This is a genomic window from Nodosilinea sp. FACHB-131 (assembly GCF_014695395.1).
Classification (GTDB): domain Bacteria; phylum Cyanobacteriota; class Cyanobacteriia; order Phormidesmidales; family Phormidesmidaceae; genus Nodosilinea.
The window spans coordinates 59792-78930 of sequence record NZ_JACJOF010000017.1 but is presented as its reverse complement, the minus strand read 5'-3'; the positions used below and the strand labels follow the sequence as shown (position 1 = coordinate 78930).

Annotated in this window: 16 protein-coding genes; 10 read left to right on the top strand and 6 right to left on the bottom strand. The window is 56.2% G+C overall.

The annotated features are described in order from the left end of the window. Positions 1–63 precede the first annotated feature (63 nt). The 4 genes from H6F75_RS11885 to H6F75_RS11870 all read right to left on the bottom strand — a co-directional run bounded on the left by H6F75_RS11885 (position 64) and on the right by H6F75_RS11870 (position 4193). A complete protein-coding gene (locus H6F75_RS11885) occupies positions 64–1668 on the bottom strand; it encodes a hypothetical protein (RefSeq protein WP_190752439.1) in 1605 nt (534 codons plus the stop codon). Between the two features lie 109 nt (positions 1669–1777). Further along, positions 1778–2365, bottom strand: a complete 588-nt coding sequence (leuD, locus tag H6F75_RS11880) for a 3-isopropylmalate dehydratase small subunit (RefSeq protein WP_190752437.1) — start codon at positions 2363–2365, stop codon at positions 1778–1780. A 710-nt stretch (positions 2366–3075) separates the two neighbouring features. Beyond that, positions 3076–3306 (bottom strand): hypothetical protein, encoded by a 231-nt coding sequence (locus H6F75_RS11875; RefSeq protein WP_190752435.1) that lies wholly within the window; start codon positions 3304–3306, stop codon positions 3076–3078. A 548-nt stretch (positions 3307–3854) separates the two neighbouring features. Continuing rightward, positions 3855–4193: a hypothetical protein gene (locus tag H6F75_RS11870; protein ID WP_190752433.1), complete on the bottom strand. Its 339-nt coding sequence runs from the start codon at positions 4191–4193 to the stop codon at positions 3855–3857. Positions 4194–4406: 213 nt separating this feature from the next. Here H6F75_RS11870 and H6F75_RS11865 point away from each other — a divergent pair, with 213 nt between their 5' ends. From H6F75_RS11865 to H6F75_RS11840, 6 genes are all read left to right on the top strand, one after another. Then, positions 4407–5891 carry a tetratricopeptide repeat protein gene (locus H6F75_RS11865; protein WP_190752431.1) on the top strand — a complete coding sequence of 495 codons (1485 nt, stop codon included), beginning with the start codon at positions 4407–4409 and terminating at the stop codon, positions 5889–5891. 124 nt (positions 5892–6015) lie between these two features. Then, a complete protein-coding gene (locus H6F75_RS11860; RefSeq protein ID WP_190752429.1) occupies positions 6016–6558 on the top strand; it encodes a DUF3122 domain-containing protein in 543 nt (180 codons plus the stop codon). A gap of 663 nt (positions 6559–7221) precedes the next feature. Next, a complete protein-coding gene (locus tag H6F75_RS11855) occupies positions 7222–7539 on the top strand; it encodes a DUF6464 family protein (RefSeq protein WP_190752427.1) in 318 nt (105 codons plus the stop codon). 253 nt (positions 7540–7792) lie between these two features. Next, entirely contained in the window at positions 7793–8428 is a 636-nt protein-coding gene (locus tag H6F75_RS11850) for a peroxiredoxin (protein ID WP_190752425.1), read from the top strand. Between the two features lie 122 nt (positions 8429–8550). Then, positions 8551–9033 (top strand): flavin reductase, encoded by a 483-nt coding sequence (locus H6F75_RS11845; RefSeq protein ID WP_190752423.1) that lies wholly within the window; start codon positions 8551–8553, stop codon positions 9031–9033. A 128-nt stretch (positions 9034–9161) separates the two neighbouring features. After that, positions 9162–9515, top strand: a complete 354-nt coding sequence (locus tag H6F75_RS11840; protein ID WP_190752421.1) for a phenylpyruvate tautomerase MIF-related protein — start codon at positions 9162–9164, stop codon at positions 9513–9515. A gap of 68 nt (positions 9516–9583) precedes the next feature. Here H6F75_RS11840 and dnaX read toward each other — a convergent pair whose 3' ends face one another. Then, complete coding sequence (gene dnaX / locus H6F75_RS27895; RefSeq protein WP_206754679.1) at positions 9584–12853, bottom strand: DNA polymerase III subunit gamma/tau; 3270 nt, start codon at positions 12851–12853, stop codon at positions 9584–9586. A 71-nt stretch (positions 12854–12924) separates the two neighbouring features. Next, entirely contained in the window at positions 12925–13356 is a 432-nt protein-coding gene (locus H6F75_RS11830; RefSeq protein ID WP_190752420.1) for a hypothetical protein, read from the bottom strand. A 168-nt stretch (positions 13357–13524) separates the two neighbouring features. Between H6F75_RS11830 and rnhA the strand changes: the two genes are divergently transcribed. The 4 genes from rnhA to H6F75_RS11810 all read left to right on the top strand — a co-directional run bounded on the left by rnhA (position 13525) and on the right by H6F75_RS11810 (position 19013). Further along, positions 13525–14019: a ribonuclease HI gene (rnhA, locus tag H6F75_RS11825; RefSeq protein WP_190752418.1), complete on the top strand. Its 495-nt coding sequence runs from the start codon at positions 13525–13527 to the stop codon at positions 14017–14019. A 129-nt stretch (positions 14020–14148) separates the two neighbouring features. Further along, the gene (gshA, locus tag H6F75_RS11820) at positions 14149–15300 is read left to right on the top strand and encodes a glutamate--cysteine ligase (RefSeq protein WP_190752416.1); all 1152 of its coding nucleotides are present in this window, start codon (positions 14149–14151) and stop codon (positions 15298–15300) included. A 239-nt stretch (positions 15301–15539) separates the two neighbouring features. Then, a complete protein-coding gene (locus tag H6F75_RS11815) occupies positions 15540–16043 on the top strand; it encodes a tRNA (cytidine(34)-2'-O)-methyltransferase (RefSeq protein WP_190752414.1) in 504 nt (167 codons plus the stop codon). Positions 16044–16841: 798 nt separating this feature from the next. Continuing rightward, positions 16842–19013, top strand: coding sequence for a peptidoglycan DD-metalloendopeptidase family protein (locus H6F75_RS11810; RefSeq protein WP_190752412.1), 2172 nt, complete (start codon positions 16842–16844; stop codon positions 19011–19013). Positions 19014–19139 lie beyond the last annotated feature (126 nt).

Genomic DNA, 19139 nt, shown 5'->3' with positions numbered 1-19139 from the left:
CACAAACATTTACGGCTTTTGCCACCGTTGAGACGGAGAACAAACCGCCCTGAGGGCTGGCTGCTATAGCGTGGTTTGTAGGGTAAAACACCAGGTGAGGATGAGCTGCCCCGCCTGGCAGCCGGCTTCGGCATCGAGCCGGTGCAGGTGGATTGGGGTGCCCTGACGGAGAGCTGCGATCGCAGGCGTATGGGCGCTCAGATCGCGATCCACAAGCGCGGTTAGATCGACCACCGTGAGCGGCGGCCCCCAGGGGGCATCGGCCACATCGACGGCAGCCTCAGCGGGTAGCGCCTGGGGCGCAGTAGGCAAGAGCCGGCCCCGCCCTAAGTCCACAATCCAGCTACGGTTATGGGTGGTGAGCTGCATCAGCGGGCGCAAATAGAGGCTGCCCTGCTGCCAGCTTAACCCTGGGGGCAGCACCTGGGCCGATACGCCCCCCATCAGCTGCATCACCCGTTCTGAACTTTGGGCTAGGTGCCAGCGCAGCCGAGGCCACAGGTCCGCCACCAACACCGGCTCATGGACAAAGGTGTGCTTGAATAGGCCGCTGGCTCCCTGCACCAAATCGGTAGCGGCGTAGGTGACGTGGCTACAAAGTTCTTCCCGGTCGCCTTCTGGGCTCGGCAGCATTTGAGGTAGATGCTGTGCCACGATCTGCTCAGCGTAGGCACTCAGAAAAGTTTGAATCCAGCGCTCATCGGTAAAGGTGAGCCAGTCGCCCAGCACACCAGCGGTAGCATCGTCCGGGCCATCGACCAAAGTGCTGGCAAAGTCATCTAGGGTAAAGCCTGACACAGTTGTCCCAGCGCTTTGCTTACCCCCTGGGGGCAAATACAGCGCATCGGGCATCGCCTCGCTATGGCTACTATAGGGCTGAGATGGCACAAGGGCCTCCATTTCGGCTAGGTGCAGGCGTAGGTGCAACACGCCGTTCTGCCAAGGTTGAAAGGGGCGGAGGGCATCAACTTCGCAGCCGTCAACGAGTAGAGCACCCAAGCCAGGCTGGGTGTAGCCCACTTGCTTAGCCACCTGAGTCAACAGGTCACCACAGGGCAAGGGCTGGCCGTCCAGGTCATTTTCTAACAGTTGAATTTCGATATCTTCAGCTAGATACAGCGCTGGCACTGGGTCTGTTTGAGTGACCAGATCGAGGGCGTAGCCGGTGTTTTCTAAGGTGAGGGTGAGCACCGGCACCAGGCGCACGATGCGGATTGCCCCCTGAGCTTGGGGGCTAAAGATACGGGCCTGCACACCCTCGATGAGGCGCATCACCTCGTAGCCACTGCTGGCGAGCATCCACAGCAAGTGGGGCACCAGGTGGGGCACCGGTATCAGGGTGCTGACGGGAGGCACCGATGCGGTCGACGCCGTTAACAAGTCCAGCAACTCCCCAGTTTCTTCACTCAGGTAGGGGGCCAGGTTATCGGGGGTTTGGGGCAGGTCGGCGGGCCAGCCGCCCAGGGGCGATCGCAGTCTCAGGCTTTGGGCTACCAACTGCTTCACTGCCGCCGCGATCGCTGGCTCACGACCCAGGGTGGGGCGCTCGATAGCCAAGGGGGCCATACGGCAAACCGTGTTGCCCAGGGTTGCGGCGGTAGAACCCGGCAGCAGGGCCGGGTCGGCCTGTAGCCAAGGGGTCAGCGAACGCACAGCGGAGGAAACCATAGCAAAGCCCACATGGGGGGTTGAGGAATCTCTCTAGAGAGTGCCTATTTCTGCGGCAAAATCCACAGGGCGTTGCAAATCTATGGGTGGAGACACGGAGGCTGTGAGCCTACCAAGCGACGTAGGGCAGCGTTGCCGCCGTGGCGCGGATGGCGTCGGCATTGGCGACTAGCTGACCGCAAGCATCCCAGGTGCCCGCCAGGAACGCTTGGCGCCCGCCCTCAGGCATAGACACAGCTCCAGCCCCGGCCCCAAAGGTCACGGTTTGAGTCGCCAAATCGAGCGTTACCACAGTTGTCGGATCAGTGTCTAGCGCGGCTTGCACTTGGCCTACCACCTCAGCGCTGGCCGTTAGGCAAGGGATGCCGATCGCAACACAGTTACCAAAGAAAATTTCTGCAAAGCTCTCACCCAGCACAGCTTTAATCCCCCAGCGGGCGATTGCCTGGGGAGCGTGCTCCCGCGATGAGCCGCAGCCAAAGTTGCGGTTGACCACCAAAATTGTGGCCCCCCGGTACTGGGGCTGGTCAAAGGGATGGCGACCCTCTAGAGCGGCGCGATCGTCGGCAAACACCTGCTCACCCAGCCCGTCAAAGGTTATGCACTTGAGAAACCGAGCCGGAATGATGCGATCGGTGTCGATGTCGTTGCCCGTGAGGGGAATGCCGGTACCGGTAATTTGTTCTATCTGCGTCACTGCGATCGCTCCTTACCCTTTCGCCTCTGGCTTAAATCAGCGAGCTACCTGCATCAGGCAACCGCCTACTAATAATAGCGCTTGGGAACCCCCGCCACAGCCTCAGCATCCTGGCCCAAAGGCGCTTCCGCCGCCCTAACTTAGGCTAAAACCCTAACTTTTCAACAGAATGATAGCAGCCGTTAACCCAACCATAAACTTTGGTATCATCCCTAGCCATCGGCAAATCAGGAGAGTATCTTAGTGAATAAGGAAGCAAATCACCTGACACAAAAAACGATTTCTTCCCCGATAGATCGAATAGTTCAGTCCTGTTAAATAGGAGGTACGTTATCGATTTAACGTCTGAATCTATCTCGTCAAATACCAGCAGCACTTTACTCGGTTGTTGATATTTCCTCTCTGTAACTGATAGAGAGCTCTGCAAGAAATGCCTAGAGACGCTATAAACCCCACGCGATGGTTTCTTCACGACGGCATTTAAACATCTCTATTTAATCGGAACTTCTTGAGGAAAACTCTCAAGTTAATCAGTCAAAGTGCTGCTGTCTCCGAATTGTTAAACGACATCCTGTCTGGAGGAAAATAATCCAGTCCATTGTGTCTAGTTACAGGCTATAAGGTTTAAGTTTAGAAACCCCCGGCAGACGATCTGTCGGGGGTTTCCCATTATTAGTAATTTGCTTTAAGTAAATAGTTTAAAGCCGAGCCTATCCCTCAACCCGCATGCTCTGAGGCCCGTGAATCAGTTCCGACAGTTCAGGCATCATTAGATCGGCCTGTGCCGTGGGCATCATCCCCATTGCCGAGATCGGCTCTTCAATCGGGGCAGGAGCCATCATATCGCTGGGCAAAAAGATGCGGGCGCTCACTGCCAGCATCGCCACCGCAAAAATCAGCACAATCAGCAGGGGCGCAATGTAAGACCGAAAAAACGACATAGGGCCAACGCGTGTGAAGGGATGTAAATCATATTCTCATCTTACACGGATGGCGGGGGAGAGGGAATGAGGAAAATGGAGGAAATGAGGACGACCGAAGGGATGAGAAGCAGGAATTTAACCGTCAGTGAGGTTCACCATTGCAGGTCATAGAGGCTCGCAAGGTACAGTAGAGCGCATCCTCCAACACCAAAAACTTCTCTAGCCCACCTGAGGTCTGACGAGAGCAGCAAAGGCACTAAGACAGACTAAAGAACTAAGTAGGCTGCCATAACAGCTCAATAAATTCAAATCACAGCGAATACCAACGCCAGGGCTGTCTGGCAACATCACCTGGCCAGATAGCTAGTTTTAGCAAGGTTTCCTCAGTCGGCAGCGCTTCGATCTGGTGAGCGGGCATAGGCCGATACTGAGAAGATTTAGGCCCACAACCCTGGAAAGTCTTTGAGCTATGTATTGATGCGGCCATATCGCAGATAAACCATACTCAAAATGCTTCGAACTCCTAAATTAGATGGCGCAAGCACTTAACAGAGTAGGATTTGTGCCTAAGAGCCGGCTCTTTCAAGCTGTGTGACTCGGGTTTCGAGCTGCCTGAGCTGCTGTTTAAGTTCGATCGCTAACGTGGCCAGGTTGTCGAACTGCTCGTCAAGGGAAGGCTCGACCCCAGGTGAGGTAATTGTGGGCAGGCTAGGGGCCGGACGGTTGGGAATAGAAAGCCGAGATTCTATCTGTCTGACCTGGGATCTCAGTCGACCGAGTTCAGACTCCAAACTGCTTAACCGCAAGTCTATGCGGGCTTCGCTCTGGGCTTGGGCATAGTGCCCTAGCTCCAGCCACAGCAAGACCCCCAGCAGCAGACCAATGAACCAACGTGCGATCGCCATACCATCTCCTTGCCACCGCCGCTGCTATGAATAGATCGGGCTGACAGCGGGTCCTTACAATTCTAGAAAAAACTCTTTAAACCCGTCTCTCAACCTAAATAAGCTGACCTATCATTAGCGCCAGGGGCGTGGGTGGGTATGCTGAAAAAATCATCTGCTCAGGGGCAGCACCAGCCTACTGAATCTGCAAACACCGTCGGTGGAGGGGAAGCCATGAAACTGCGTTACGCCATTTTGCTATTGGGTTTGGGCCTAATGATTGGGGCCACTCCTGGGAGAGGCTATGCCCAAACTCCCGCTGCTGAGGTCATGGAACCCGAGGCGGCTGGCCCCGAGGAGACGGATCTTGAAGGCCTTGAGCCTGCCCCAGCTGAGCCTGAAACGTCCGAACCAGAAGCGGCTGAGCCCGGCCTATCGGCTATTGGTGCCTACAACTTGGGAGTTGAACGCTACAACAGCGGTGATTATACCGCCGCCCTCGAAGCCTTCGACCTGGCGATCGAAAAGGATTCTAGCCTGGCCAACGCCTACCTCTACCGAGGCCTAATCTACTCTGAGCAGGGCGACTACGATCGCGCCCTCATCGACCTCAACCAGGCCCTCAGCCTCGACCCTGGCAACGCCAACGCCCTCTTCGCCCGAGGCAGCGTTTACTATCGCCAAGGGGAGTCTAGCCAGGCCCAGACCGATTTCAACGCCGCTCTAGAGCTCAATCCAGATGCTGTAGAAGCTTATCTCTACCGCGGCCTGATCGATAGCGAGCAGGGCCGCAACGATCTCGCCATCGAAGATTTTTCCACCGCCATTGAGCTAACTCCCGACAATCCGACAGCCTATGTGCTGCGAGGTTTTGCCCTAGAGCGAGAGAACAACTACACCGCAGCCGTTGCTGACTTTAGCAAAGCCATTGAGCTGAATGGCGACCTGCCACGAGCCTACATGGGGCGCGGGGTGTCCTATTACCACCTAGGGTTGTTTGACGCGGCCCTAAGCGACCTCAACGAGGCCGTCAACCGCGACCCTGAACTGGCTCGGGCTTACCTCAACCGCAGCCACGTCTACTTCCGCCAGGGAAGACCCAGCCGGGCTTTAGAAGATTTAGACCGCGCCCTTGCGCTCAACCCCGAGCTAGCTGAAGCCTACATGAGCCGAGGCACTGTGCGGGCCAGCCAGGGCAACCTAGGCGGAGCCCAGCAAGACTTTGCCCAGGTGCTACAGCTTAACCCCGACTCGGCTATGGCCTATAAACAAAAGGGCGATGCGCTACTGCAAGCGGGGGATGCCACCGCCGCGATCGCAGACTACACCGAAGCGCTGTTCCTCGATCCTGCCTATGCAGAAGCTTTCAAGGCCCGGGGCGACGCCCGCCTGTCTACAGGGGATGTGTTTGGTGCGATCGACGACTACAGCCAGGCCCTTGCAGCGCAACCCAGCTATCTAGAGGCCTACTCGGCTCGCGGCTCGGCTTACCTTCAGGTGAACCAGCCCCAAGATGCCTACCAAGATCTCACCCAGGCCATCGTCAGCGCCTCCAATAGCGCCGACCCAAGGCTGTTTTACAACCGAGGGGTGGTGCGCGCCCGTTTGGGGGATGATGCCGGGGCGCGCCGCGACTTTGAGCAAGCCGCCCAGCTCTTTTTACAGCAGGGGGAAGCTGCGGGTTACCGACAAACGCTAACCCAGATGAGCCAGTTGTAAAAGGTCAGGAGACGATGGTGAGGAGATGAGGAAGGTGAGGATGATGGGGAGATAATGGACACAGTCGCTGAAGCGTGGCTGCCCTTTTCCATCTCCTCACCTTCCCTATCTCCCTCATCTCTCCATGCATCACCTCTGGCATGCCCTGCGGCTGACAATTCTGGCCCTCCTGCTAGGCTGTTTGCTGCTGCTGCTGCTGGCCGAGCCGGCCCTAGCCTCTATTCACACCTACCATGAGCAGCCTGGGCAAACGACCTACCGTTCCCGCCAGAGCCTGCGTGACCAGAGCGATCTAGCTTGGCAAGCTACAGTGTTCAAACGTTACACCGAGGGTGTTTTTCAAGGTACCTACCTGCGTTTGGTAGGGTTTCCGGGGCAGGGAGTCACAGATCCCAACCGTGACCTGGCTATTGAAACCGGCACTAGCGCCCAGTGGCAAGCGCCGTGCCAGCTTGATCCTCAAACCCAATCGCTGCCCGATGGCGTTGCCCAATACGGTGTGGATGCCGTGCTGGCCGAGCTTCAGCGCCCGATTCCGTTGACGCTGAAAGTGCCGCTGCGGGGTGGAGGCACCGCTCGACTGGTTGCGGCTCCCTATGTGGTGGAAGAATGGCTGCAACTCTACGCCATGGTTGAAGCTGCCAGTACGGCAGTTAGCCAAAAGTAAAGTGCTGTGTAATTGACAGCTTGGCGAAAGGGTTGAGCAAAACCACTGCGATCGCCGAGCCCATCAGCCAACCATCGCCATTGCCCCTTCGGTCAGGACAGGCGAAGACAACACTCCTTAAGGGCAGTTAGCCCGGCAGAGCTGGGATTTCATATTCAGGCTTTAAAAGTAAAAAGCCGGGTAAGGCGCTATCACTGAGGAGCGAACCTCCACAATGTCCTGTGGCCCTACCCGGTCTTAGCTTTGGAGCACACGCGAGTCTACAGGATGTTTTTATAGTCGGCTATAAGCCAAGATCCGCCAATACATGAAAGTTCTGAAAAGTTCAGGATCTTGTTCAGGTGATAGGAAAACAAGGTGATTTTGAGGGAGAACTGGGCCAAAAATCGTTCTTTCTCAAAGTCTAACTATAAATTCATCGAATCATATCTATAGTTGGGAACTTTCTGGGCGTAGAGGCGTCGCCTCTGGCTACAGACATATGGAGCCGCGACTGGTGCTGATTTTGCCCTTGATTTAGCGTAAGAGAGAGGAGCGGCCTTTGTTGGTTTATGTTGCGAAAGGCTAAGTAACGCAACGGTACGTACCAATCCCTGGCGGCATTGGGCTGGTCTGCCAATTCATTGGGTTAGGATGACTTTGCAAGTTTCGTCCTACAGGTTCATGCTCGTCATTGTTTTAATTTTCGTTGTCGGTCTTACTCCAGCCCTGGTGTCGGCATACCTAAGCGTGCGGGCTGACCGAAATGAAAAGTGCGGCAGCGACACTTCAGCTATGCCGACGGCCCTGGGCCAGAGCATGCTCAAGCTGCTCGATGGCAATACCGATATGCACTATGTCGACGGCATGGGCTATATGATCGGCGACATCACCTGTGACTTGAACGCGCGATCGCCCTACCTGCGCTGCGCTATGAATCCTATGGGTCCTTGCGATGGGTGTAGTGCCTATGCACCCAAGGTCTTTGACCGCCAGTTTTAGGCGCACAATGGGAGTTCCCTACAGTATTTCTCAGCTATGAGTTGAGCAACGATTTCTAAGGCACCTAGGGCATGTCCCTAGGTGTTTCCGTTATGGGCAATTGGGCGATCGCACCTAGACCCAACGCCTGCGATACAATCCTTAAGATAATCCTCTAAACCCCGACCGGAATACCGGGGTTTGTGGGAGAATAGCGAACGTGAACGCTGAGCAACTTTATTTGCACCCTGTCGAGATTAAACGGAGATTTGAGATGGCGCTTCAACTTGGCGATCAGGTACCTAACTTCACCCAGCAAACCAGCGAGGGTGAGATTGACTTTTATAGCTGGGCTGGTGATAGCTGGGTAGTGCTGTTTTCGCACCCCGCTGACTACACCCCCGTGTGCACCACTGAGTTGGGCAGCGTGGCCAGGCTCAAGCCCGAGTTTGACAAGCGCAACGCCAAAGTCATTGCCCTCAGCGTAGACAACGCTGACTCCCACCAGGGCTGGATTGGTGACATCAACGAAACCCAGGGCGTAACCGTCAACTACCCCATTATTGCCGACGACGACAAAAAGGTCGCTGACCTCTACGGCATGATTCACCCCAACGCCAACGCTAAGGTGACCGTGCGCAGCGTGTTCGTCATCGACCCCAGCAAAAAGCTGCGGCTGACCATTACCTATCCGCCGAGCACCGGACGCAACTTTGCTGAAATTTTGCGGGTAATTGACTCGCTACAGCTGACCGATAACTACAGCGTGGCTACCCCCGTCGACTGGAAAGATGGTGAGGACGTTGTAGTGTCCCCCACCATCCCCACCGAAGAAGCTAAGCAGCGCTTCCCCAAGGGCGTAACTGAAATCAAGCCCTACCTGCGCATGACTCCCCAACCCAACAAGTAGGGTCAGGGCATCACACACCACACTAGGCGCACTGCGGTGCGCCTTTTTTATGACCAATTGGGTAGAGTCGGAGGCAACAGCTGTATTACACTGCCCCTAAAGCTGCATTCTGTAGGTGTCCTGTGCTAGACGAGCAAGCCAAGAAAACCCTTTTGCGCAAGATTCCCCACGGGCTATACATCTGTGGCGTCAAAGATGGAGATGACCTCAACGGCTTCACGGCAAGCTGGGTGATGCAGGCCTCCTTTCAGCCCCCCCTGGTAGTCAACTGCGTCAAAAACGACTCTACCTCTCACGCCATGGTGAAATCCAGCGGCGTGTTTGCCCTCAGCTTTTTAGAAGCCGGCCAGAAAGATCTGGCCCAAAACTTCTTCAAACCTCTGCGCCGGGTGGGCAACAAGTTTGAAGACATCGAGTTTTATCCTGGCCCTGAGACTGGCTGTCCCATCATTAAAGACACCCTGGGCTATGTGGAATGCCGGGTAGTGGGCGCTGTAGAGCACGGCGACCACACGGTGTTTGTGGGCGAAGTGGTCAGTGCCGCTATTCACCGCGAAGGCGACCCCCTGCTGCTCGAAAGCACCGGCTGGAACTACGGCGGGTAGATGGATGAGTTTTAAGTTCTCAGTTTTGAGTTTTAAGTTGTACCACTGAGGTTCAAACTCAACACTCAAAATTCAAAACTCCCCATTTCCCCCGCCCTCCCCGTCTTCCTCACCCCTAATCCCCGCCCATGCCTCTGATCAAAGTTCAAACATCTGTCTCCTCCCCCGAGCAGGCCAAGGTTGAAGGGCTGCTGAAGGAGCTTTCCGCCAGTTTAGCCAGCCACCTGGGCAAGCCAGAATCCTACGTGATGACAGCTTTTGAGGCCAACATACCCATGACGTTTGGCGGCACGACGGAGCCCGTGTGCTACGTCGAGATCAAGAGCGTGGGCACCATGGGCGGTGCCAAAACCCACGCTATGAGCCAGGAGTTTTGCACCCAGCTAGAGACCGCCCTGGGAGTGCCCAAAAATCGTACCTATATCGAGTTCGCCGATGCCCCCGGTGCTATGTGGGGTTGGAATGGCGGCACCTTCGGGTAAACGAGACCAGCTGATACCGGATCCTGTTTAACTTCGAGTTGAGATTTCAGACGTAGCACTCGATCGCCCTAAAACGGCACGTCTTTGTCGGCGTGGGAAGGTTGCTTAGCTGCCGCCTCTGAGGGCTTCAGCAGGGTTGGGTCGAGCCCTGGGCTCAGATCTTCGTCTAAGTCGACCACTTGCCCATTAAAGAAATGGGCAAAGTTTTTTACGGCTCGGTCAAAGTCGCTGGCGATGGCAGGTAGGGATGTTGGCGCAGGAGCAGCGGGGCTGGGGTCTGCCGCAGGAGCAGGTTCAGGAGTTGCAGCCGGTTCTGCTAGCGATTCTGCGGGGGATGCTGAAACGACCGGCGGGGGAGGAGGACTGAGAACAACTGGGGCGGGCGGGGTGATGTTTTTCTGCCCCGGCGCCTGAGAAATATTGGGGGCTGGGGCCTCAGGCTTTGGGTCAGGCAGCACCTCTAGGGAAACCTGCACTTTGTGGTTGAGCACCTGCTGAAAGGCTGCTTCCACATTCTCGACTCGACCCTGCGCCATCTTAAACAATGGCCGAGAGCTAATGCCTACTCGGGCCACCACACCGTCGAAAAAGAGCAAGCTGCCCTGCTGCTGCATTAGGGCGCGGGTGCCCAGGGGCTCTAGCACGGCTATCACCTGAAGCCACAGCTGCCCCAGGTTAGGAGATGGGATGGCTTCAGCGGCGGGCGGGGCGTTCTGGCCATTGTTGGGGGGAGAATTTGATGCGGCGGCAGGCACGGGGGCCGGCGTTGGTGCTGTCCCATTGGCAGTTCCCGGCGGTACCGCCAGGTCTGGCGAGGTAGGCGGTGGCACTGATGACGGTGGACTGACGCTTGGCGGTGCTACCTGAGTCGGGGGGCTTGATGCGATCGGACGGTCTGGAGGGGCGATCGCACCCAACGGCCGCCCTGCACTCATAGTTCCACCGGCTTGCCCTGCCAGTGTTGAGGGCAACAGTCCTAGCAGCGTCACTTCCAGCCACAGCCGAGGTTGGGTGGTATTTTTGACCTGCCCCTCAGCGCTGCGCAGGTGCTGTTGCCCCAGCAGCAGCACCGTTGGGTCGAGAGGTTGCACCAGGCTTTGCATGTCAGCCCAGGTGGGAGGAGTTATGGCGACTAGGTCGTGGCGATCGCCTGCCGTCTTAGCAATCAGCAGGTCGCGGTAGAACCCGGCCAGGTTTTGCAGCACAATCAGCGGCTCCCGGCCGCGATCCATGAGCTTGCGGGCACCGTCGAGCACGGTGGTGCCGTCGTCACTGAGGATGGCCTGCACCAGGGCCAGCAGATCGCGCTCGGGTACGGCTCCTACCAGGTCCCACACCGCATCGGCTTCTACAGGAGGCGCTAGCAGACTGAGCTGATCGAGCAGACTCTGGGCATCGCGCAGGCCCCCCTGGGAAACCTGGGCCACCAGCCGCAGGGCTTCGTCACTAATAGCGATCGCCTCCTGGTCAGCAATTTTTCGCAGGTGAGCGATCATCGGCTCTAGGGGAATGCGCCGGTAGTCGAACCGCTGGCAGCGAGAGATAATCGTCGGCAGTACCCGCTGGGGGTCAGTGGTTGCGAGGATAAACACTACATTGCTAGGCGGTTCTTCCAGGGTTTTGAGCAAGGCATTGAACGCCGCTGTACTCAACATGTGACAGTTGTGAACCAACAGCCCATTGGCAACGAAGTTGTGGTTGTCTTCAACCTCGATGTCATAGACCGGTTCAACTCCAGCGGGGCAGACAGATACGACCGTCTCCAAATTTGTAGTCCATTTCAGGAATGGAAAACTTTTGCAGATCGACCAGCCAGCTTCGAGCCGCCTTTGCCCCCATTGCGATGTAGTCGTATCGCTTGCCGCTGAAGGCTTTTGTGTAGGATCTGACTTTTGCTGAGTAACCCAAGTCGGTGAGCCATTCAGCAATGAGCTGATTTTCTGCGTTGGAATAGCCTTCGGTATGGAACTGAAGTTGGGGGCTGCCTTGGGGGCTGAGGCTGAGGGAGCCATCATCCATGTACCACCAGGCAAGTCCTTCTGGAGAAATCTGGGATAACCAGTCACAGGAAACGACTTTCCGTCCACCGCCGCTTCTAACGAGGTCGAGGACCTGGACAAGTTCAGGGTGGCAAACGGTTCGACAACAGATAGAGGTTGCACCGTAGCCGGCATTGGCTGTGCTGTATAGGCTCGGCTGCAACTTAGAAAGACGGGATGCTTTGTATTCCATCCATGCCCGTTGCTGTTCTCCATGAGTCCAGGCCAGGCGGGGAAATCTGCTGTATTTATTGGGATAAATGATAGATCCATCCCCCAGCAACGTGCCGTAGATAAGCCCAAGGGTTTCGGCAGAGAGTGGTTCGAGCTGTTCGTTGAGGTGCTCGGTTCTGAGATCCCAAAGCCCATGCCCCTTTCTATAAGGGTGTTTCTCCCAGTAACTTTGGATGCTTTTGAGTCCTTTTCCTTTTTGCTGTAGAAATTTTGGGATACCCAGCTTTTCGCCACAGCCGCATTTGCAACTTGGCCGCAGGAACTTAGCTTGCTTAAGGATAAGCTCCAGGCTGTAGGGCTTTTGGCCGTAGGTGTTGCCCTTAAACTGGTGCCCTCCAACGAAACGGCGAAGTCGTCGGTCAGAGCCAACTCTGTTGATGAGGGTGCCGCAGCCACAGGCGCAGGGGACAAGATCTTGCTCCCCGATTTGATGTCCCTTGCGGCTACCCATCCCTGATCAGTTCTAATTAAATGATTTCCAGTACATCTGATCTTACGATGAGTCGTCTGAATTTCCAAAATGTCTCGGGTGCCTTGGTCTAACCAACGTAAAGCTCGCTTAAACTCCCAAGAGGCTGTTTGGTCGTTGTAGCTAAGCACCTGCTTGCCTTCGATTGAAGGATCGTCAATCCTGACTAGGCCGTCTTGGGTGAGGACTAAGGAGTCGCCTGTCAGGCACTCGTCAATCACATAGACCTTGTAGCGACACTGCACTGGGGCGAATTGAGCGCGCTCGATCAGTTCACGAATGTTGTCGACCCCGGTGTTGCTGGCGGCGTCGATTTCAATGAAGTCGAGGGCCGAGCCGTTGGCGATCGAGCGACAGGTTTCGCAGATGCCGCAGGGGTTTGGGGTAGGGTGATTTTGGGCAATGCAGTTGAGTGATTTGGCCAAGATGCGGGCACTGGAAGTTTTGCCCGTGCCCCGGGGGCCGCAAAATAGGTAGGCAGGGGCAATGCGCTGCTGGTTGAGAGCGCTGGTGAGGGTAGTCGCGATCGCATCTTGCCCCACCAGAGCGCCAAAGGTCTGGGGGCGATACTTGTGGTGCAGCGGTTCGTAGGCCATAGCACTAAGATACCGTGCCGGCCCCTATCTCTGGGGGGTTAACCTAACTCTCCTGAGCAGTTTGGGGCCAGTCAATCTGAAAATTCAATAATCAGGGTCTCCATCTCTGAGGTGGCGCACTGGGCCGCCTGTCCCCGAGAGGTACACATGCGGGACTGGGTCTGTTGGGCCAGGGCTTTGACGCGTTCGACCGCCGCTGAGATATCTTGCCGCCGCTGGCGATCGCTGTGGGGACAGGGCTGGGGAATGGGCAAAGCAACTACAGCTGCCTCAAACGGCCCTTCAGCGGGGGAGTATCCCTGAAAGTAGGCCAGCGCCAGCCGCCGAAAGAGCCCCTGTAAATGGTTGGGCAGGTCTTGCTCGATCTGATTGGGCTTAGCTAGGCAATCCACCATCTGACCCATAGCGTGGGCAATCAACATGTTGTCTTGGCCGCTGGTCGGATAAACATCCTTAAGATCTAGCCAGCAAGCCTCAAAAGCTTTTAGTTCTCGTAGCATCATGGGGTTAACTTCACCGTTGGGATAAACCGTGACGATAGTAGGTGCACCCTGCCCATGACCTGAATGTATGGTGTCCGGGGAGGACATCCGGTCTTACCTTTAACATGCCCCCTGGGAACCTAAACTTTCACGGCTGAACCAACGACTTTTGAGGATTCTATCGAACCAATGGCCATCATTCAGCGAATCTATACCGACGGTGCCTGTTCTGGCAATCCTGGCCCCGGCGGCTGGGGCACGGTGCTCTACCTAGCCGACGGCGGCATCCATGAGTTGGGGGGAGGCGAAGCCCAAACCACCAATAACCGCATGGAGATGCAGGCGGCGATCGCCGGTTTGACCCTGCTGCGCGACAGCGGCCAAACCGAGACCGTCACCATTCACACCGACAGCGAATACGTTCTCAAGGGCATCACCCAGTGGATCGCCGGCTGGAAGCGGCGCGGCTGGGTTAACTCAGCCAAAAAGCCCGTGCTTAACCGCGATCTGTGGGAGGCCTTGGACAGCGTCACCACCGAGGTGAACCAGACCCTCGATCGCCCCTTGCAGTGGATCTACGTGCGCGGCCACTCCGGGGACCCCGGCAACGAGCGCTGCGACACCATCGCTCGCGCCTATGCTGCTAAACGCGCGATCGCCCTGACAACGGCAGCATTCTCCTAGCGACCCTCCTTTAGGGGTCTGCGACCCTCCCTCCCCGGCACCTGAACGGGGAACCGGGTTGCCGATAGGATGAGAACAACGATCAACTGACTGAATATATATAGAGTGCCGTCTTCAGCGAGGAATGCCGTGCTGCTGTCTAAAGGGTTTGAAATTGAGATGTATACCGGCACCCCCACCGGGGATGTGGTCGGTCTCTCCGATCGGATTGTGGCGGATCTCAATGGTTTCGTGCGTGAGCCCGACAGCCGCAACGTTGAGTACACCACCCCACCGCTGTGCCAGTACGAAAAACTACTGTGTGAGCTAGTGCGCCCTCGCCACGAGCTGCGCCATTACCTCAGGGGGTTGGGCAACTACACCCTCGTGCCTGGCAGCACCCTTGCCTTAGGAGATACCGATCGCTTCTACCGCTCTGACCCCAGCAACCCCTATCACGCCTACATTGAGCAAACCTACGGCACCACCGTGGTCACCGCCAGCGTTCATATCAACATCGGCATCTCGGATCCAGAAATTTTGATGCGGGCCTGTCGCCTGGTGCGGGTCGAAGCCCCCCTGTACCTAGCCCTCACCGCCTCATCGCCATTCTTGGGCGGGCGGGCAACCGGATCCCACTCCAGCCGCTGGCAGGTGTTTCCCAAAACTCCGGCCCAGGTCCCTCTATTTACTAGCCACGCTCACCATATTCAGTGGATGGAAGCCGAGCTAGCGGCAGGCACCATGCAAAACGTGCGTCACCTGTGGTCCTCGGTGCGGCCCAATGGCGATCGCCGCCCCTACAACCTCAACCGCTTAGAGCTGCGCATTTGTGACCTGATCAGTGACCCCGTGGCGCTACTGGCGGTGGCAGCCCTGCTCGAAGCGCGCCTAATTCAGCTAATCCAAGATCCAGAGTTAGACCCGCTGATCCTGAGTGAGCTGCCGGTCGCCAGCCGCAACGATGACCTGGTTGCCCTCACCGATGCCAACGAGATGGCCGCCGCCAGCCAGAGCCTGGAGGCCGAACTGCGCCACTGGCAAGACGGCCGCCCAATTTTGGCCCGTGACTGGATCCAGCAACTCTATGATGAGGTGTGGCCGATTGCCAAGACCAACGGGCTTAGCTGCTTCCTCAGCCCGGTGAAGAAAATTCTGCGGGAAGGTAACGAGGCCCAGCGGTGGCTGCAGCAGCACGAAGCAGGGCAGTCAGTGCAGCAGGTGATACAAAATGCGATCGCTGAGGTAGCAGCCAGTGAGGGGATGTTGGCTCGCGATCTGTGCGAACCCTGTGCCGCCTAGGGGAAGTTTCTTAGGGTTAGGGCCGCGATCGCGGCCGCCTAAGTAAAAATTTACTTATAGGCACAATAAGGAAAACTTTCTTCAGTGGAACCCGATCCCCGCTTTTTCGCTCAGTTTGCGAACAGAGTAAAACTACTGAGGGAAGTATTAATAAAATCTATATCCCCTGGACATTTCCACCGCTGTCCTAAATTCATCTCTTACTCGCGGCTCTCTCCCGTATTTTGGTTCTCCTATCTATGCCAACCATTGTTTTAGTCACGCCCCAGATTCCTCCAAACACAGGGAATATCGCCCGCACCTGCGCCGCTACGACCACTCCCCTACACCTCGTTGGCCCCCTCGGGTTTGACCTCAGCGATCGCGCCCTCAAACGAGCCGGGCTCGACTACTGGCCCCAAGTCAACCTCACCCTGCACACCGACTGGGATGCTTTCTCTGTTCAGCAGCGCCAGCAGGGAGGGCGAACCATTGGCTTTAGTACCTCTGGGCGATGTAGTTATACGGAGTTGACCTATCGCCCCGATGACTGGCTCCTATTTGGTAGCGAAACCGAAGGACTTCCGAAGACAGTCCTGGCTACCTGTGACGAAACTGCCTACATTCCTATGGATCGTACCGTTGTGCGCAGTCTCAACCTCTCCGTAAGCGCCGCCATAGCCCTTTATGAGACCCTGCGCCAGCTTCACCTCTTTCACCCACGCCACACACCAGCCATTGCCAGTAACGAAGACCTAGCTTAGTCTCGAGCGCTAGGGTCTGCCCTAGCTAACCAGAATTTGATATTCGCTAAAGGACACATCGAGGGCCGAGGGCAGGAATGGTCAATGGTTGATAGCTATCGAGTAATGTCATGTCTATAGCATCACTGAGCTGAGTTATCGAGTCTTTAGTGCCTCCACTCCGTAGGCATAAAGGGGTGAAACCCCTGATGCAGGCGTTTTTCAGAGCAAAATTGCGTTAAAAAGCCAGCCATAAAAATAAGCGGTTTCCGAGGATACAAAATTGAGGTAGTCGAGATAAGAAATTCATATAACCTACTTTGATGGTTTCTGGCTCGACATCTGCCATTGGTTATAGAGGTCTAATTGTATGTTTTGCTCTGTAGGTGATCAGCCCAGTGGGTAAAGGTTTGAGGTTTTAGCCACAGTAGTTTATGCCCCTAGAAACCAGGCAGACGCTACAGTTAGTCGGCTCGGTCAAGCCCAAACAATACGCTTGCCAAATACTTTTTTTTGGGGTTAAACGTTTATGTTGTGCTCATCAAGTTCCCGGTCACGAGCCTAGTGTTCAGGGAAATGACAGAGAACCCCTGGGTATTGATTTTCGTGTTAAGTCATGTAAACTTGCCTAGGTTGCCGAAAGCAGGGTAATGTTACCTAGCCGAGGCGTTAATCTGTCGATCCGTTGTTGTTCTTCTGCTAACACCTTGCCTTGTTGCTCCCCTAACGATAGAGTTTCTGCCGACTGGCAGTGCCTCCATCAGATGGATAGTGAGGCTTTCATAGGTTGTTAAGCGCTGGTTTACAGGAGGTCGTTCCTTGAAACGCGTAGTTCCCCAAGAGTCTGAAGCTGATTGCCTGCCCTCTAGTTTGAGCAGCGCTCAATCTGAGTCTTCAGGAGGTTATCGTCGAGTGCAAACCTCGGCAGCCATGCTGGGCATAGCCCTATCTTTCGGAGCTTCTGCTCCGTTCTTCACTGAGCCAGAATTGGCTCTAGCTGCCGACGGCACAAACCTGACGGTTTTACCTGCGGCCAATCGGGGTCAACCCGAGACGCTCAAGTTGGTGCCTGCCGAGACAATCTCGGCCTCGTCTTACCACACCGTTGAAGCAGGGGAAAGCCTTTGGCAAATTGCTGCCCAGCATGAGGCCGATGTTAAGGCCATCAAGGTGGCCAACGGCATTGCTGGTAACGATGTACTACGGGTTGGGCAGGTCATTCGCGTTCCTGCCGTAGGAATGGCCAGTTTGACGGCTAGCGCTGACGTCTCTCGTTTGGCGCTCAAAGCCAGTGCTACTGGAGGCGTGGGTGGTGATTTAGCGACTGCTAGCAGCCTATTACCTGCCAGCGATATACCCACAGTAGGTGAGCTGGAGAAAGCTTGGCAGCTAGAGGATGCTCTGGCTCTCAAGACTGAAGATGAGCTGTCCGAAGAAGAGCTCGCTGCGGCTAACTTAGACAAGCTGTCTGAAGAAGAGCTCGAAACTAGCGCTGAAGACAGCACGTCTAACTCGCTTCCCCTAGCTGCGCTTCCCACTCTCGAGCAAGAGGCGATCCAGGAATCCGCAGCAGAGCCAATCGCTGACGTTCAGCCAGTCGCCATCGAGCCAATAGCTAAGGTGGACGAGGCAACCAGGCAAGAAGCCAGTGCAACGGCTGAGCCAGTTGAGTCCTTTGCTAGCTTGCCGCTCCACCAGGGAGAAGGCGAGCGTCCTGTTGCTGCCGCCCAATCGCTACAGCCTGCTGCAGCTACCAGCACGCCAGCTCCTGCAGAAATTGCCAGCACTTCGGCCCGAGAGGTCAAGAAAGATCTCACCGTAGCGGCACTGCCCCCAAGAACAGCGCCGACCACTTCAACCGCTGAGGTTGGTACCGTACGGTCCTACCAGGTTAAGCCGGGCGACACTCTGTGGTCAATTGCCTCTCGCAACGGCATCACCCTAGACGAGCTGCTCAGCCACAACAACGTTGTTAACCAGCCTGAAGCGCTATCAGTCGGCGATAGCCTGAGCATTCCCCTAGCCTCCGCGACGGAAGCAGCGGTTAGCTCACCTTCCAGCGATTTAGCAGCTGCTCCTAGAACCCGTGAGCAGGCTATTCGCGATCACTTAGCCCGCATCCGTGAGTCCAATAGCAGTCAAGTTGATCGCAATGAACTCAATGCGCGAATTCGCGAGGCTCGCGAAGAGCTTGAGCGCAGCCGTGCTACCAATACATCTACAGCTGCGGCTTTGGAGTATCACAGCCCTGAGCCGGCGGCTGTGGCTTCCACCGCAGTAGGTGGACCTGAACCTGCCAACGCGACAGCTCTAGCCGCTAGGGAGGGTGCCCAAACCCTTGCATCGCCTGCTGCTGATTCTGATTGGACAGTTACCGATGCCGCCAAAGATCAGGTTCAGCCGATCGCAGCCTTGGGCCCAGCAGATGAGGCTGTGGTTGATGAGCCTGAGCAGGTCGATGCTGCTCCCCCTAGTCAGTTGCTAGCGGCTGCTCCCCTAAGTGCTGATGCTTATCGGGTTTCACCGAGCATGCCAGTCGGGCAAACTGTATCTCCCAGCATGCCGATGATGCCAGGTGCCAACGAGTTTTTACCCGAGGCGCCTCGTCTTTCCAACGGCTACATTTGGCCTACCCGTGGCACCCTCACTTCTGGCTACGGCTGGCGTTGGGGCCGCATGCACCGCGGTGTCGACATCGCTGGTCCCGTCGGGACTCCGATTGTGGCGGCAGCGCCAGGAGTTGTCGCGCGATCGGGTTGGAATTCCGGCGGCTATGGCAATCTGGTGGATATCCGTCACTCTGACGGCAGTTTGACCCGCTACGCCCACAACAGCCGTTTGCTGGTGCGTGAGGGTCAGCAAGTGAGCCAAGGGCAGCAGATCGCTGAGATGGGTAGCACAGGCTACAGCACTGGCCCCCACCTTCACTTTGAGGTGCACTTGCCTAGCAACGGTGCCGTTAACCCTATGGCCTACCTACCCGAGCGCTAGACGGTTTAGCTACAGTTTATTAAAGCGGGCCGGCATTGCTGCTGGCCCGCTTTTTGTAGAATATTTTCTATCAAAAAAATGCTGGATATGCTTGGTGTGTTGACTAGTTCTGTGATAGATTCATTA

Excerpts from the sequence above, each read along its gene's own strand:
- H6F75_RS11885 (WP_190752439.1), bottom strand. The coding sequence starts at position 1,668 with ATGGTTTCCTCCGCTGTGCGTTCGCTGACCCCTTGGCTACAGGCCGAC.
- H6F75_RS11875 (WP_190752435.1), bottom strand. The coding sequence starts at position 3,306 with ATGTCGTTTTTTCGGTCTTACATTGCGCCCCTGCTGATTGTGCTGATT.
- H6F75_RS11870 (WP_190752433.1), bottom strand. The coding sequence starts at position 4,193 with ATGGCGATCGCACGTTGGTTCATTGGTCTGCTGCTGGGGGTCTTGCTG.
- H6F75_RS11865 (WP_190752431.1), top strand. The coding sequence starts at position 4,407 with ATGAAACTGCGTTACGCCATTTTGCTATTGGGTTTGGGCCTAATGATT.
- H6F75_RS11860 (WP_190752429.1), top strand. The coding sequence starts at position 6,016 with ATGCATCACCTCTGGCATGCCCTGCGGCTGACAATTCTGGCCCTCCTG.
- H6F75_RS11855 (WP_190752427.1), top strand. The coding sequence starts at position 7,222 with ATGCTCGTCATTGTTTTAATTTTCGTTGTCGGTCTTACTCCAGCCCTG.
- H6F75_RS11850 (WP_190752425.1), top strand. The coding sequence starts at position 7,793 with ATGGCGCTTCAACTTGGCGATCAGGTACCTAACTTCACCCAGCAAACC.
- H6F75_RS11840 (WP_190752421.1), top strand. The coding sequence starts at position 9,162 with ATGCCTCTGATCAAAGTTCAAACATCTGTCTCCTCCCCCGAGCAGGCC.
- dnaX (WP_206754679.1), bottom strand. The coding sequence starts at position 12,853 with ATGGCCTACGAACCGCTGCACCACAAGTATCGCCCCCAGACCTTTGGC.
- H6F75_RS11830 (WP_190752420.1), bottom strand. The coding sequence starts at position 13,356 with ATGATGCTACGAGAACTAAAAGCTTTTGAGGCTTGCTGGCTAGATCTT.
- rnhA (WP_190752418.1), top strand. The coding sequence starts at position 13,525 with ATGGCCATCATTCAGCGAATCTATACCGACGGTGCCTGTTCTGGCAAT.
- H6F75_RS11815 (WP_190752414.1), top strand. The coding sequence starts at position 15,540 with ATGCCAACCATTGTTTTAGTCACGCCCCAGATTCCTCCAAACACAGGG.